At 68.9% G+C, this 13,022-nt stretch carries 12 protein-coding genes; 4 read left to right on the top strand and 8 right to left on the bottom strand.

The window, feature by feature from the left end; translation table 11 throughout:
- The first annotated feature begins 38 nt into the window (after positions 1-38).
- Together RKE25_RS15720 and RKE25_RS15715 are read left to right on the top strand one after the other, a co-directional pair.
- Complete coding sequence (locus tag RKE25_RS15720; RefSeq protein WP_311839035.1) at positions 39-1,022, top strand: alpha/beta fold hydrolase; 984 nt, start codon at positions 39-41, stop codon at positions 1,020-1,022.
- Positions 1,019-1,390, top strand: coding sequence for an antibiotic biosynthesis monooxygenase (locus RKE25_RS15715; RefSeq protein ID WP_311839034.1), 372 nt, complete (start codon positions 1,019-1,021; stop codon positions 1,388-1,390). Before RKE25_RS15720 ends, RKE25_RS15715 begins: the two co-directional genes overlap by 4 nt.
- Positions 1,391-1,420: 30 nt before the next feature.
- On the opposite strand, the gene trxC is transcribed toward RKE25_RS15715, so the two are convergent.
- Entirely contained in the window at positions 1,421-1,858 is a 438-nt protein-coding gene (gene trxC / locus RKE25_RS15710) for a thioredoxin TrxC (protein WP_311839033.1), read from the bottom strand.
- A 41-nt stretch (positions 1,859-1,899) separates the two neighbouring features.
- On the opposite strand from trxC, the gene RKE25_RS15705 reads away from it, so the two are divergent.
- Entirely contained in the window at positions 1,900-2,397 is a 498-nt protein-coding gene (locus RKE25_RS15705) for a hypothetical protein (RefSeq protein WP_311839032.1), read from the top strand.
- Here the strand turns inward: RKE25_RS15705 and RKE25_RS15700 are convergent.
- The 6 genes from RKE25_RS15700 to RKE25_RS15675 form a co-directional block, all read right to left on the bottom strand.
- Positions 2,369-3,781: a hypothetical protein gene (locus RKE25_RS15700; RefSeq protein ID WP_311839031.1), complete on the bottom strand. Its 1,413-nt coding sequence runs from the start codon at positions 3,779-3,781 to the stop codon at positions 2,369-2,371. The genes RKE25_RS15705 and RKE25_RS15700 overlap by 29 nt on opposite strands.
- Positions 3,782-3,783: 2 nt before the next feature.
- Positions 3,784-5,184: a glycosyltransferase gene (locus RKE25_RS15695; protein WP_311839030.1), complete on the bottom strand. Its 1,401-nt coding sequence runs from the start codon at positions 5,182-5,184 to the stop codon at positions 3,784-3,786.
- A gap of 338 nt (positions 5,185-5,522) precedes the next feature.
- Positions 5,523-6,137 carry an SH3 domain-containing protein gene (locus RKE25_RS15690; RefSeq protein ID WP_311839029.1) on the bottom strand — a complete coding sequence of 205 codons (615 nt, stop codon included), beginning with the start codon at positions 6,135-6,137 and terminating at the stop codon, positions 5,523-5,525.
- A gap of 89 nt (positions 6,138-6,226) precedes the next feature.
- Positions 6,227-7,531, bottom strand: coding sequence for an amino acid permease (locus tag RKE25_RS15685; RefSeq protein ID WP_311839028.1), 1,305 nt, complete (start codon positions 7,529-7,531; stop codon positions 6,227-6,229).
- Positions 7,528-8,622 carry an aromatic ring-hydroxylating dioxygenase subunit alpha gene (locus RKE25_RS15680; protein WP_311839027.1) on the bottom strand — a complete coding sequence of 365 codons (1,095 nt, stop codon included), beginning with the start codon at positions 8,620-8,622 and terminating at the stop codon, positions 7,528-7,530. The genes RKE25_RS15685 and RKE25_RS15680 overlap by 4 nt, the downstream gene beginning before the upstream one ends.
- A 739-nt stretch (positions 8,623-9,361) precedes the next feature.
- Positions 9,362-11,230: a 3'-5' exonuclease gene (locus RKE25_RS15675; protein ID WP_311839026.1), complete on the bottom strand. Its 1,869-nt coding sequence runs from the start codon at positions 11,228-11,230 to the stop codon at positions 9,362-9,364.
- A 152-nt stretch (positions 11,231-11,382) separates the two neighbouring features.
- On the opposite strand from RKE25_RS15675, the gene RKE25_RS15670 reads away from it, so the two are divergent.
- Positions 11,383-11,859 (top strand): VOC family protein, encoded by a 477-nt coding sequence (locus RKE25_RS15670; RefSeq protein WP_311839025.1) that lies wholly within the window; start codon positions 11,383-11,385, stop codon positions 11,857-11,859.
- On the opposite strand, the gene RKE25_RS15665 is transcribed toward RKE25_RS15670, so the two are convergent.
- Positions 11,860-12,783: an oxygenase MpaB family protein gene (locus RKE25_RS15665; protein ID WP_311839024.1), complete on the bottom strand. Its 924-nt coding sequence runs from the start codon at positions 12,781-12,783 to the stop codon at positions 11,860-11,862.
- Between the last annotated feature and the right edge of the window lie 239 nt (positions 12,784-13,022).

Genomic DNA, 13,022 nt, shown 5'->3' with positions numbered 1-13,022 from the left:
ACGCGAGGATGCGTGCTTGTTCTCACGAGGTCCTTCGCATGTCTCTCCTGCTTTCCATCGGCCTGGCGGCCGCGCTCGGCGCAACCCAGGTACGCACCGAATATCTGCCGGCGGGCGAGCCCGGCCAACGGGTGGCCTTGCATTGCATCGAGCCGGCCGCGCCTGCGCGCCATGCCGTGCTGTTCGTGCACGGCGCCAGCTTTCCGACCCTGCTGGCCGCGGGCTTCGAGTTCGCGCCGGGCGATTCGTGGATGGCGTTCATGGCGCGCCGCGGCTACCTCGCCTGCGGATTGGATTTCCTCGGTTTCGGCGCTTCCAGCCGGCCGCCCGCGATGGCCGGCCGCGCCGCTGCGGACGCACCGGTGACGCGCGCGCCGGAAGCCGCGCGGGAGATCGGCCTGGCGGTCGACGCGCTGCACGCCACGCGCGGCATGACGGTCCATCTGGTCGCGCATTCCTGGGGCACGATTCCCGCCGCCGCGTATGCGGCCGGCCATCCCGCGACGCTGGCCTCGCTCACGCTGTTCGGCCCGGTGGTGCCCGATGGCGCGCAGGAGGCACCGACGCAGCAGGCGTGGTGGTCGATCACCGCAGAAGAGCGTTATCGGCAACTGCTGTTCGCGGATGTCCTGCCCAAGGACATGCGCCTGCTGGAGCCGGCGGTGACGTCGCGCTGGGCCGCCGCCTTCGAGGCCTCGGCGCCGCACGTGCCGGGCGACGCGCCAGGGCAACTGCGCATTCCCGCCGGGCCGCTGGCGGACATCGCCGAAGTACAGCGCGGCGACTATCCGTACGATGCCGGGCAGGTCACCGTGCCGGTGTTCGCGGTGTACGGCGACCACGACAACATCGTCGACGATACGCACGCGGCGGCCTTCCTCACGCGCTTCAGCCACAGCCCGCTCGTGTGGCGCCTGCGCATCGACCATGGTTCGCACGTGATGCACCTGGAACGGTATCGCGATTCGCTGTATCGAAGCGTCGAGGCCTTCATCGAGGCGGCGGAGGCGCAGCGGCCGTGATCGCCGTGATCTTCGAGGTCGCGCCGGCCGAGGGATGCCGTGCCGCCTATCTGGAGATCGCCGCCAGCTTGCGTCCGCAGCTGGAAGGCATCGACGGCTTCGTCTCGATCGAGCGCTATGAGAGCCTGTCCGATCCGGGCCGGCTGTTGTCGCTATCGTTCTGGCGCGACGAGGCCGCCGTGGCGGCATGGCGCGAGTTCGAGGCCCATCGCGCCGCGCAAGTGCGCGGACGCCAGGGGCTGTTCCGCGATTACCGGTTGCGCGTCGCCGAGATGGTGCGCGACTACGGAATGAACGACCGTACCCAGGTTCCCCGCGCTACGCTCTTCCCCCGCCAGGATGAGGCGCCGGGCGGAGCGCGCCGTTGAAGCTGGCGGCACACCAAGAGCTGTCCGGGATCAGCGCAACGCACTCTCGATGAACTGCCGCAGCTGCGCCGGCGGCAGCGCACCGGCCTGCCGCGCGATCTCGCGTCCGCCGCGGAACAGCATCAGCGTGGGAATGCTGCGGATACCGTAGCGTTGCGCCAGCGCCGGTTGCGCGTCGGTGTCGACCTTGGCGAAGCGCACGCGCGGTTCCCATTGCCGCGCCGCGTCGGCGAATACCGGTGCGAACGAACGGCAGGGGCCGCACCAGGTGGCCCAGAAGTCCACCAGCACCGGCAGATCGCCGCGCAAGGCAACAGCATCGAAATGCGCGGTATCCAGCTCCACCGGCCTGCCGTCGAACAGGGATTGCTTGCAGCGGCCGCACGAAGGGCGCTCGCCAAGGCGTTCCGCGGGCACGCGGTTCAGCGCGCCGCAGTGAGGGCAGGGGACATTCGCGGTGGCGGACATGGCAGACTCCGGCGGCCTGGACTTCGAGCGCAAAGATGGTGATGGCGGAGCAGGAAACAAGACGCGGACCGGGCGCGGCGAGGCGGGCGCTGCTGTGCGCCGGTGCGCTGTGGACCGTCCCGAATACCGCGCTGGGCATCATGGCCGGCCTGTGCTGCCTGCCATTCGGCGCACGCATGCGCTGGCGGCGCGACGGCCTGGCGCTGGTGTTCCTCGGTGTGCCGTGGCGCGGTGCCGGCGGCGCGATCACGTTCGGCAACGTGATCCTGTCCACCGGTCGCGAACTGGACCGGCTTTGCCTCACCTATGCGCATCGCGCGGGCTTCGGTGCGGAGCCGCCGGTGTCGCTGGCCGCGCACGAGCGCGCGCATGTGTACCAATACATGCTGCTGGGTCCGCTATTCCTGCCGCTGTATCTGCTGTGCGGCGGCGTGAGCGCGCGCAATCCGTTCGAGCGTGCCGCCGACCGCTACGCGCGGCACGGCGGCGCCGCATGGTGGCCCTGGCGGTTCAGAGCGGGTAACGCACCACCAGGTTGATGCTGTTGTTCCAGTAGCCAGAACCGCCATTGCTGGCCGACGCGGCCGAGCTGCGCGCCAGCTGCAGATCCAGGCGTCCGTTGCCGGGCAGGCGCCCCTGCAGCGAAATGCCCACGGTGTAGACGCCGGCGCCCGCGCCGTCGATCACCTGCCGTCCGCCGGAAGCCAGCGCGCGGACCTTCCAATCCTGGTTGAGGCTGTACACCCCGATCAGGCCGAACTGCCCGGAACGGTAATTGCGCGGGTTGAAGTAGACGCCGCGGCTGGGCTGGTCGCTGTGGAAGATGCGGCCGGAGAACTCGCCGCCGATCGCCGCGCTGGTTCCGGGAATGTCGTACGGGCTCAGCAGCACGCGCAGCGCGCCGCCGTCGCGGTGGTTGCCGTCGTTGAAGTTCTGCCGGTAATAGGTCGGCAGGATGTACAGGCGCGCGGCGGGACGCACGCTCACGCCGGCGCTGAACAGGTTGTAGAGCAGGTGATGGTCGATCGCCGTATCGGTCGGCACCGGCGCGCGCTCGGCGCCGGCGGTGAAACTGAAGCGGTCGTTCGGCTGGATCGTCCAGTCGGCATTGCCCTGCGCATAGCTCCTGCCGCCACTGCGGCCGGGGCCGACGCGCAGGTTGATCGCATGGTCCTCGCCCAGGCGGATCTGCCCGGTCAGCGACAGGTCGTCCAGATGACGCGAACGGCCGGCGTGGTCGACGTGCGTGGTGCCTGCGGCGACGCCCCAGCGCTGCGAGACGTTCTCGCTGGAGGAGGGCGCGAACCGATAGGCGGCGGCGACGCGCCAGGTGTCCAGGCCATCGCTGTCGTGGCTGTAGCCGAAGCCGCCTTCCACCTGGGCGGCGTGGTTGAAGGCCACGTCGTCCTTCAGCAGCCGGTACTGCGTGCCGAGGTAACCCTCGGTGGAAGGTGCGGGTGCGGCGTCGAGATAAGGCTCGCCGCGATCGAGCCAGCCCAAGGCCTGCTCGGCGCGCAGCAGCTCCACCGTGGGCCGCGTCTGGCTCATGGCGTAAGGCGCGACCAGCGCATGCGCTTCACGCGGGAAATCGCGCGCGTTGAGCGCCTGGGCCAGGCCGGTGGACGCGGCCTGCTTCGCGGCGTCGTCGGCGGCGGCATCGCGGGCGATGCGGAAGGCGCGATCGGCCGCGGCATAGTCGCCCAGCCACAGCGTCGCCTGGCCCAGGCCCATCGCCGCGGCGTAGCGTTCGTCGTTCGACGCGCCGTCGCCCGCCAGCGCCGCGGCGAAATGGTCGCGCGCCTGCGCCGGCTGGTTCGCGGCGAGCGCCTCGCGGCCGGCGCGGATGTCCTCCGCCACGGAGACCGCCTGGGCATGCAGCGCCGCGGCCGGCGCGAGCAGCAATGCCATCAATGGCCAACGCATGTTCATTTCGTTCCCCAGCGCTTGCGCATCCTCAGCAGCTCGGCGGCGTAGCCCAGCACGCAGCCGGGCTGCAGCACGATGCCGTAGAAGAGCGTATAGACCAGCAGCCCCAGCGGGTTGTGACGCACCTTCAGTCCTTGCGCGCGGAACATGCGCGACTGGATGAAGAACATCAGGTAATTGACCAGGCCGGCCATCGGCAGCACCAGCAAGGTCATCGGCCCGGCCAGCCAGTAGATGCCGAAGCAGGCCAGGATCAGGCCCGGGATGAAGACCAGCGTGTAGACCAGGTCCATGTACGGGAACAGCAGGTTCCACCAGATGAAGAGCGTGCTCATGCGGCGCTGGAACAGCAGTTCCCAATGCGTCTTGAACGCTTCGATCAGGCCGCGCGACCAGCGCTGGCGCTGGCGGATGAACTGGTGGAAGGTGGTGGGCGCGTTGGTGAAGGTCACCGCGTCCTCGCAGTAGCCCACGCGATGGCCCAGGCGCAGGATCGCCCAGGTCAGCACGATGTCTTCGCCCACGCATTCCGGCCAGCCGCCGACCTGGCGGAGGATGTCGGTGCGATAGAGCGAGAACGCGCCCTGCGCCACCAGCGTGCCCTGGAACAGGCTCTGCAGGCGCTTCACCGCGGCGATGCCGTGGAAGTAATCCCACTCCTGCATGCGCGTGATCAGATTCAGGCGCGAGTTGCGCACCAGCACGGCACCCGCCACCGCGGCGGTGTTCGGCGGATCGCTCAGATAGCGCTCGACCAGGCGGCGCAGCGCGTGGCGATAGAGATACGAATCCGCGTCCAGCGTGATGGTCAGCGGCTGCGTGGCGTGGCGCAGCCCGACATTGAGCGCGTTGGCCTTGCCGCCGTTGCACTTCAGGTCGATCACGTGCAGCCACGGGTAGCGCACGGTACGGAGCTTGTCCATGGTGCCGTCGGTGGAACCGTCGTTGATGACGATGACTTCCAGCGTGCCGCCGTAGTGCTGCTTATCGATGCTCGACAGCGTGGAGAGGATCGACTCTTCCTCGTTGTAGGCGGCCACGAGCACGGTGATGCCGGGCAGTTCGGCGTCCGGAATCGGGCGCCGCTTCGGCCGGCGGTCGAACAGCAGGCCAGCGACCAGGAAGGCGTTCATGAAGCCCGGCAGGATCGCGATGCCGAAGATCATCAGCATCGCCAGGAAGTTGCCTTCCACCGCGGCCAGGTCATGCACCCAGCGGCGCGCCAAAAGGTACGACACGATCGACCAGGCGAGCGCCGTCGCCACGGTGAAGGCGAACTTCATGCGTACCGAGAGGTAGTAGCGGCGATGACGCTCGGCGTCGGCCGCCACGCTGGGCGATGGCGCGATCGGCGGCAGCGGTGCCGGATACTTGGACCAGTCTTGGGCATGCGTGCTCATGGCGGCTTCCGTGATGGGCGGCGACGGCACGAGGACTACCTGCCCCTGCCAGCGTGGCGCCGGAGTGGAACGTGGTTCGCTTGCGATGGAATCGGTTCCGGGCCTGTGCCTGCTTCCGGCCCGGTCTTTCGCTGCATGGAGTGGCAAAAGCTATGCCATGGCGGGCGCCGCTGAATTGGCTATAAAAACAGTGACATACGCGCCCCTTTGTGCGCGCTTACCTGAATGCGCGAGATCAGGTGTTTGCGCTTGGTCACAAAATGACGAGGCGCGACCGGCACCTGGGCCGGCAGGTCCCCGGTCGGAACGGGCGCGGGCCGAGCCGCGACGGGGGGCGCTCAGTTGCCGCTTCCCTGCGTAGTGGGTGCGGGACGTGGCTGGGGCTTCGGGCGTGGGCCGTTGCCCGGACCCGGGCCGTTACCGGGGCCAGGCGGCCGCGTACCCGGGCCGGGTCCCGGACGGTGTCCTCCGTTCCAGCCGGGGTGGGGGCGCGGCGGGGGACGGACGATGGGGCGGGGCGGCGGCGGGCGGACGATCGGGCGCGGCGGAGGCCGGTGGATGGGGCGGTGATACCAGTAATCGCGATGGCGGTAGAACGGGCGGTCGCTGTAATAGCTGCCCCAGTAGCTGCCGATCACGAAGGTGATGACCGGAATGCCGATGCGCGCGCCGTAGTCGCGCACGATCACGGGCCGGTCCTGGTAGGTGTACTGGACGTAGGTACCGGAAACCCAGCCGCGCGCGCCCAGGGCGACGACGTCGCACCATTCCCAGCCTTCGGTGCAGCCTTGAATCGACACGGGACTGCCGATCGGCACGACGGTGACCACCGGATACTGGATGTCCGGTCCGGCGCGCAGGTTCACGTTGCCGGTCACGTAGCCATCGGCCGCAAAGGCGGGCAGGGCAAGGGCGGCGAAAAAGGCGAGCACGTACTGCAGGAGGCGTTTCATCGCGTTACTCCCAGGCCGTGAATCGACGGGCCGGCGAACCAGCCGGCGCACTGTGACGCCCGAAGCCGGCTCGACGCAAGCGACCGCCGTCAGGTTTCCGGCGAGATGCCTTTGGCCATGGCGCGCCGGCGCTGCCACAGGAACACGGGCAGCCCGAGCAGCAACAGCACGCCGCCCCACAGCAGCGCCTCGGCCCCGGTGCCGACCAGCGCCCACAGGCTGTATGCCAGCGCCAGCGCCGCCACCGCGCGCCGCGCGATGCCGGCCGTCCGTTCGATGCGCCACCACGCCAGCACGGTGAGCACGTAGGGGAGCAGGGTCGCGGCCGTCGAAAGCAAGATCGACAGGGTGAACAGCGCCACCAGCGTCTTGCTGCCGTTGGCGGCGATCAGGACGCTGGCGAGCACGCTGCTGAGCAGGAGTCCGAACCAGGGTGTGCCGCGTGCGTCGGTGCGCGCGAACGGCGCGGGAAACAGGCCGTCCTGCGCGGCGGCATAGGGTGTCTGTCCCTGCAGCAGCACCCACCCGTTGAGCGCGCCGAGGCAGGACACCGCCGCGACCAGCCCCATCGCCCATCCGGCAGCCGGACCCCAGGCCTGCGCGGCCGCGGCGGCCATCGGTGCGGCGGAGGCCTGCGCGGCGCTGCGCGGCAACAGGCCGATCACAGCGGTGCAGGCAAGCATGGTAGCGAGGCCCGCGATCAACATGCCCGCCACGGTGGCGCGCGGCACCGTGCGCAGTGGATCGCGCACCACGCCGGTGGGCACCGTCGCCGCCTCCAGGCCGAGAAACGCCCACAGGGTGAGCGAGGCCGTGGCGGTGGTCACCGCGGCCAGGGACTGGCCGCTGGGATTGAAGGGGCGGTACGCATTCCCGTGTACCAGCGCGAGTCCGGCTATGCCGAAGACGATCAGGGGCACGATCTTCAAGGCGGTGGTGGCCAGCTGCATGCGCCCGGCTTCGCGCACGCCGGCCGCGTTGACCGCCGTGCAGAGCCACAGCGCGGCCAGCGCCGCCGCGGTGCCGCGCCAGGGTGCGGCGCCGGCGGCCGGCCAGATCGCGCCCAGGCTGCCGGCGAACGCCACGGCGATCGCCGCATTGGCGGTCCACACGCAGGTCCAGTAACTCCATGCGGCGACGAAGCCCGCGGCGTCGCCGAAGGCGAGCCGCGCATAGGCATATGCGCCGCCGTGGTTGGCCACGATCTGCGCCAGCCAGGCGTGCACCAACGCCAGCAGCAGCGCGCCGGCCAGCGTGAATCCCCAGCCCAGCAGGCTCGCCGCTCCATAGGGCGCGAGCGATGCCGGCAACACGAACACGCCCGAGCCGATCATGTTGCCCACCACCAGTGCGGTGAGCATCCATGGGCCCAGCATGCGGGCCGGCCGGGTCATGCGCCGGCGTCGGCCGAGGCGTCGCGATAGGCGCGGCGCAGCAGTTCGTGGAAGTGATGCACCGCGTTCTCACGCAAGGGATTGAGCCGTCCGGCTTCGTAAGAGCCGGAGGCCAGCCCGCGCTGCACGTCCTCGCAGATGGTCACATCCTCGACCTGCACTTCGTCGCTGAAAGCGATATCGGCGGCACGCCGCGCCTGCGCGGCTTCGCTCGCATCCGGCGCGTAGTAGAAGTCGAACTCCACGCGGCAACGATCCACGCTCAGCGGCAGCACGCGATTGGTCTGCAGGCGGCCGGGCAGGATGTTGAGCATGGTGTTGGGATAGAGGAAGTAGTACAGCGCCTCGCCGCTGCCGTAGAGATCGCCGGCGCTTTCCAGCGGGCTGAACTGGTAGGAGTACCACTCAGCGGTTTCGGTGACGTAGCTGCGATAGTCGAGCAGGCTGTTCAATCCCGGGTGGATGTGCGGTACGTGGTAACCCTCCAGGTAATTGTCCACGTACACCTTCCAGTTGCAGGCCACGTCGTAGCCGACATGGTGGTGAAACTCGAAATCGCCCAGTGTGCGGCCAGCCCCAAGCCGCTGATCGATGCCATCGACGAAGCGCTCGAACGGCGGCGCCTCGCCGATGGCCACGAAGACGAGGCCCTGCCATACGCGCAGGCGCACTTCCGGCAGGCGGATCGCCGCCGGATCGAAATCCGGCGTCCGCCCCATCTCCGGCGCCCCGCGCAGCACGCCGTCCAAGCCATAAGTCCAACCGTGGTAGCGGCAGCGCAACGCTTTCGCCCCCTTGCCGTCGCAACTGGCGATCGGCCCGGCGCGATGGCGGCAGACATTGTGGAAGGCACGGATGCTGCGCTCGTCACTACGCACGACCAGCAACGGCAGCCCCGCGACCTCCGCGACCACATGATCCCCCACACCCGCCAGCTGCGATTGGTGACAAACCAACTGCCAGCTACGCGCGAAGACCGCGCGCGCATCGAGCGCCGGTGCGGACGGATGGACATAGAAGCGGGAGGAAAGCGCGAGCGCGTGATCGAGCGCCTGCGGAGCGAGGACGTCGGGCGAAAGGAGGTCGGTCATGATCCGGGTCCGCCGGGTGTGAAGGGTGAGTATCGGCGTGGGGGGCGGTGGGGGGAAGGGGCCGTGTAGGTCAGGTTCCGGCGAGCCCCGCCCCTCATCCCACCTTCTCTCCCACGGGGACTACCTTCGGATCGCCCGAAGGGGAGAAGGAGAAGTGAATACCGAGGCAAGCAAAAACAAAAACAAGAGCGAGCGAAGCGACGCTCCGTGCCGCTCTTGATCTCCCGGGTTCCCTTCGCGGCGGTGAGGGCTGGACGATCAGGCCGCCAAAGGCGGGCGGGGACATGGATGTCCCCGCCTTTTCGATCAGGGCAGGATGCCCTGTCGAAAAGCCCGGCCAGCCCTCAACGCACCCGCAGCAGCGTAGGCTGCGGAGGGCGCCGCGCAGGGGGCCCTTCTTCTTGGTTACTTCTTCTCGTGGTCCCCCTTGAGGGGATGGGCAAGCAAGAAGAAGTAACTCGCTCTCCGGCAGGAGAGCGAAACCCTCGCCCGAGAGGGCGAGACACGGCTGGCGACCACCTCGCGACAACCGAGCCGTGTCGCCCCCGGGTGACTCGCTGCGCTCGCCCCTTCGGGGCCGCCCTCCAAGCGTTCTCCGCACTACGCGCTCCGTCCGGCCTGCGCCGGCATGACGAGTAGGTGAGTGCGAGGCGGCCCTCAGCGTCCGTTGGAGTCCGCGGGCTCGCCCCATGACGTCACGTCACAACGAGCAACACCCCAACGCCAACCGCGAAGCCCTTCACTCCAACTGCGCCTGCACCTCATTAATCGAATGACGAATCCGCGCACTGAACGTCGAATCCGCATGGTGAATCATCACCAGCCGCTCCGTCGCGCGCGTCATCGCCACGTACAACAGCCGCGCCTCCTCCGCCTCGTCCTTGCCCGGCATCGGCAACGACCCCAGCCCCGGGATGATCACCAGCGGAAACTCCAGCCCCTTGCTCGAGTGCATGGTGACCAGCTTGACCGTGTCCTCGCCAGGCGCGAACAGCGTGCGCTTGCCGTCGCCGTCGGCGAGCGTGCTGGGAATTTCCGCGCGCTGCAGCGCCTCGTGCAAGCGTTCGCCTTCCCACTTGTTGCGGAAAATCACCGCCATGTTCGCGAGCGGGCGGCCCAGCGTGCGCTCCTCGCGCAGGCGATCGATGATCGCCGGCAGCTGGTCCTCCGTGCGCTCCACGCGGATCAGCTCGGGCAAGGCGCCGCGGCGGCCGGCGCTTTCGGGCGCGACCAGCGGCACGCCGTCGTCGCCGTCTTCGTCGCGACCCAGCAGCAATTCGTTGGCGAAGCCGCGCGCCACCGAGAGGATCTCCAGCGTGTTGCGGTAGTTGAGCTTGAGGATGGTGGTGCGGCCCTGCGCCTGCACGCCCAGGCTCTTCCAGCTCAGGCGCTTGCGGTCGGGCTTGCCGTAGATGTTCTGCGCGTCGTCGTACAGCACCAGCAGCGAGTTGGTGCTCGGATCGATCATCTGCACGATCAGCTTGTACCACTCCGGCTCGAAGTCGTGGCCTTCGTCGATCAGCACGGCGCCGTACTGGAAGCGCGGGATCTGTCCCTTGTCCACGCCTTCGATCACCGCTGGCGGCAGCGCGTCGAAGAAGCCGCGCCCCTCCGGCGGCAGCGGCACGTGGTACGCGGTGAGCATCGCACGGCACCACTTGTGGAAGTTGTATACCTGCACCTTGTCGCTCAGGCCGCGCTCGCCCATGAGCTGGTCGAGGCGCGCGGCGAGCGTCTTGTTGTAGCAGAGCACCAGGATGGGCTTGTTCAGCGCGCGCGCCAGATGCATCGCGCGGAAGCCGAGGATCATGGTCTTGCCGGAACCGGCCACGCCATGAATGATGCGGTGCTCGTCGCCCAGCGAGCGCGCGAGCTGTTCCTGCTGCGCATCCATCACCTTGATCAGATCGGGAATCTCGACCTTGGCGACTGCGCCGCCGGTCGCCTGGTCGAACAGGCCGAACTGGCCGGAGCCCGGCTCCACGCGGATTTCCGGGAACAGGTGCCAGCGCACGCGATCGATCTGCGGCAGCGTGAGCGCGGTGGGGAAGATCTGCGGGTACATGGCCCACAGCCGTTCCTGGAACGTCTCCGAATCGACCGATTCGTACATCTCGTCCTGGCAGATCACCAGGTGCGAGGGGATCACGGCATCCAGGCCGCCGGCGATGAACTGTTTGCGGCTGATGTTGGACAGCACCACGCCGTAGCCCCACGGCATGATCAGTTTGCCCGCATAGGGATGCCCGGGTGGATGGCGCAGCGCGGGGTCGTGCTGCAGCACCTTGTACACCTCGGTGGCGCAGTCGCGTGCCTGCATCAGCGGGTTGTGCTCCTTCACGCTGGCGCGGCCGGTGAGCAGGGTGAACAGGGTGGGGTCGGCCTGCTGGATGGTGTCCGGCTTCCAGTCCTTCACTTCCAGCGTCAGCAGGCCGCGGCGCGGATGGAACACGATGAAGTCGGGGTGGCGCTGGCGCGGGCCGATCGGCACGTCGTACCACAGCAGGTAGTCGTCTTCGAGTTTCTGCTCCAGCCGCTCGGAGAAGCGCTTTTCGCCGCTGGTCATCCGCGGCAGGCAGCTGGATCGGGTCGGAATGAGCGTCGCCACCGGGGCTTCCCTACGAACGTGGTGGCGGCGACGTTAACGGATCGTGGTGCCGTGTCAATTCGCGGCCTGGCGCGGGCGGCCGCGGATTTTCTTCAAGACGGCCGGCGCGGGGCGGCGCACCATGGCGGCCGTGACCACCACGGAGCCCCGCCATGCACGCCGCCGACGATACCCAGGCACTGCCCGTCATCCACGAAGTTTTCCCCTATCTGCGCGTGCACGACGCGGAAGCCGCGCTGGCCTATTACCGGCAAGTCTTCGGGGCGAACGTGCGGCTGCGGCTCGACGAGAAGGGCACGGGCCGGATCGGCCATGCCGAGCTGGTGCTCGGCACCGCCGTGATCATGGTGTCCGACGAATACCCTGAGTGCGGCATCCTCGGGCCGCGCAGCGTGGGCGGCGCCAGCGTCACCCTGCATCTGCACGTGGACAATGCCGACCGGCTGCTCGCGCGCGCGGTGGCGGCCGGAGGCACGCTGGTGCGCCCGCCAGCGGATGCCTTCTACGGCGAGCGGGGCGGCATGGTGCGAGACCCCTTCGGCCATGAATGGCTGATCGGCCACACCATCGAGGAGGTCAGTGCCGAGGAAATGCAGCGGCGCTACGACGAGTTGATGGCCGGCGCCTGATCAGAGCCAGCGGTGCAGCGCCTCGGGCGGCATGCCGACCCGGCGGCAGGCGCGGCTGGCGATGCCGTCCCGCAGCGCGGCGCGGAACAGCGGCGACAAGGTCCGCAGCGTGCGTGCCGTGAGCCTGGCCTGGGCGTTCTGCAAGGCCGTGCGTTCCAGCAGCACCCCCGCCCAGGGCGGCAGCAGCGAAGCGCCGGCCTGCAGGAACAGATCGCGCGACAGGCCGGCGGCGGGCACGGGCAGGCGTACGCGCGAAAGGATCGCCAGCACCGTGCGCGAGCGTTCGCCATATTCCAACTGGGGACGCACGTGCTCGAAGTAGGCGGCGACTTGCGCCTCCGACGCAGGCACGTCGCGGGCGCCCAGCGCTTCCGCCACGCGGCGGACCTCGTCGTAGTAGCGGTCCGCCGCGCCGGCCGGCATGGAGATGCCGCTGAAACGGCGATAGCCCTGCAGGAAACTGTGCGCCTCGGTGACATGGACCCAGGTCAGCAGGTCCGGATCGTCCGCGGCGTAGGGGCGTCCGTCTTCCGCCGTGCCGACCACCTGGGCGTGGATGTGCCTGACATGGCTGATGAGCCGTTCCGCGGCTTCGCGGGGTGCGTAAGTGGTACCGCCGACGAAGGCGGTGGTGCGGCGCAGGCGTCCGACCAGATCCTCGCGGAAATTGGAGTGGTCCCACACGCCGGCCAGGGCCAGCGGATGCAGGGTCTGCAGCATCAGGGCGGCGAGGCCGCCGGCGAGCATGCCGGGGAAGTCCGAATGCACGCGCCAGGTGGCGCTGTCCGGCCCGAACAGGCCGGGATCGCCCACGGGCTGGTCGTAGTCGAGCCCGCCACTGCCGTGGCGGGGAAAGGCGCCGAGCACCCAGCGCCGGATCGAGGCGCGGGCGGGCAGGGTCAGCAGCTCCATGGGGGAGGTCATGCGCGCCATTGTAGGCCGGCCGGCCTAGTGGCATGCCCGCGCTAATCCCATGTCCGGGGCGCGAGGCGTATGGACGTCCAAATTCCGCCGAAGGTGTTCCCGATACTTTTTTGCCACCCGGGGGTTTGCATCCGCCGGCCGCTGTGTTATCCATACGCCCCATGAACCTTTCCTCCGCCCGCTATTACTTTTGGTTTTACGGCTATCCGATGCCGCAGGCGGAGGAAGGGGCGCGATCG

The sequence above is a fragment of the Dyella sp. BiH032 genome (assembly GCF_031954525.1).
Lineage (GTDB): Bacteria > Pseudomonadota > Gammaproteobacteria > Xanthomonadales > Rhodanobacteraceae > Dyella_D.
Note: the sequence above shows the minus strand (reverse complement) of the source record. Positions and strands in the feature narration are given on the sequence as shown.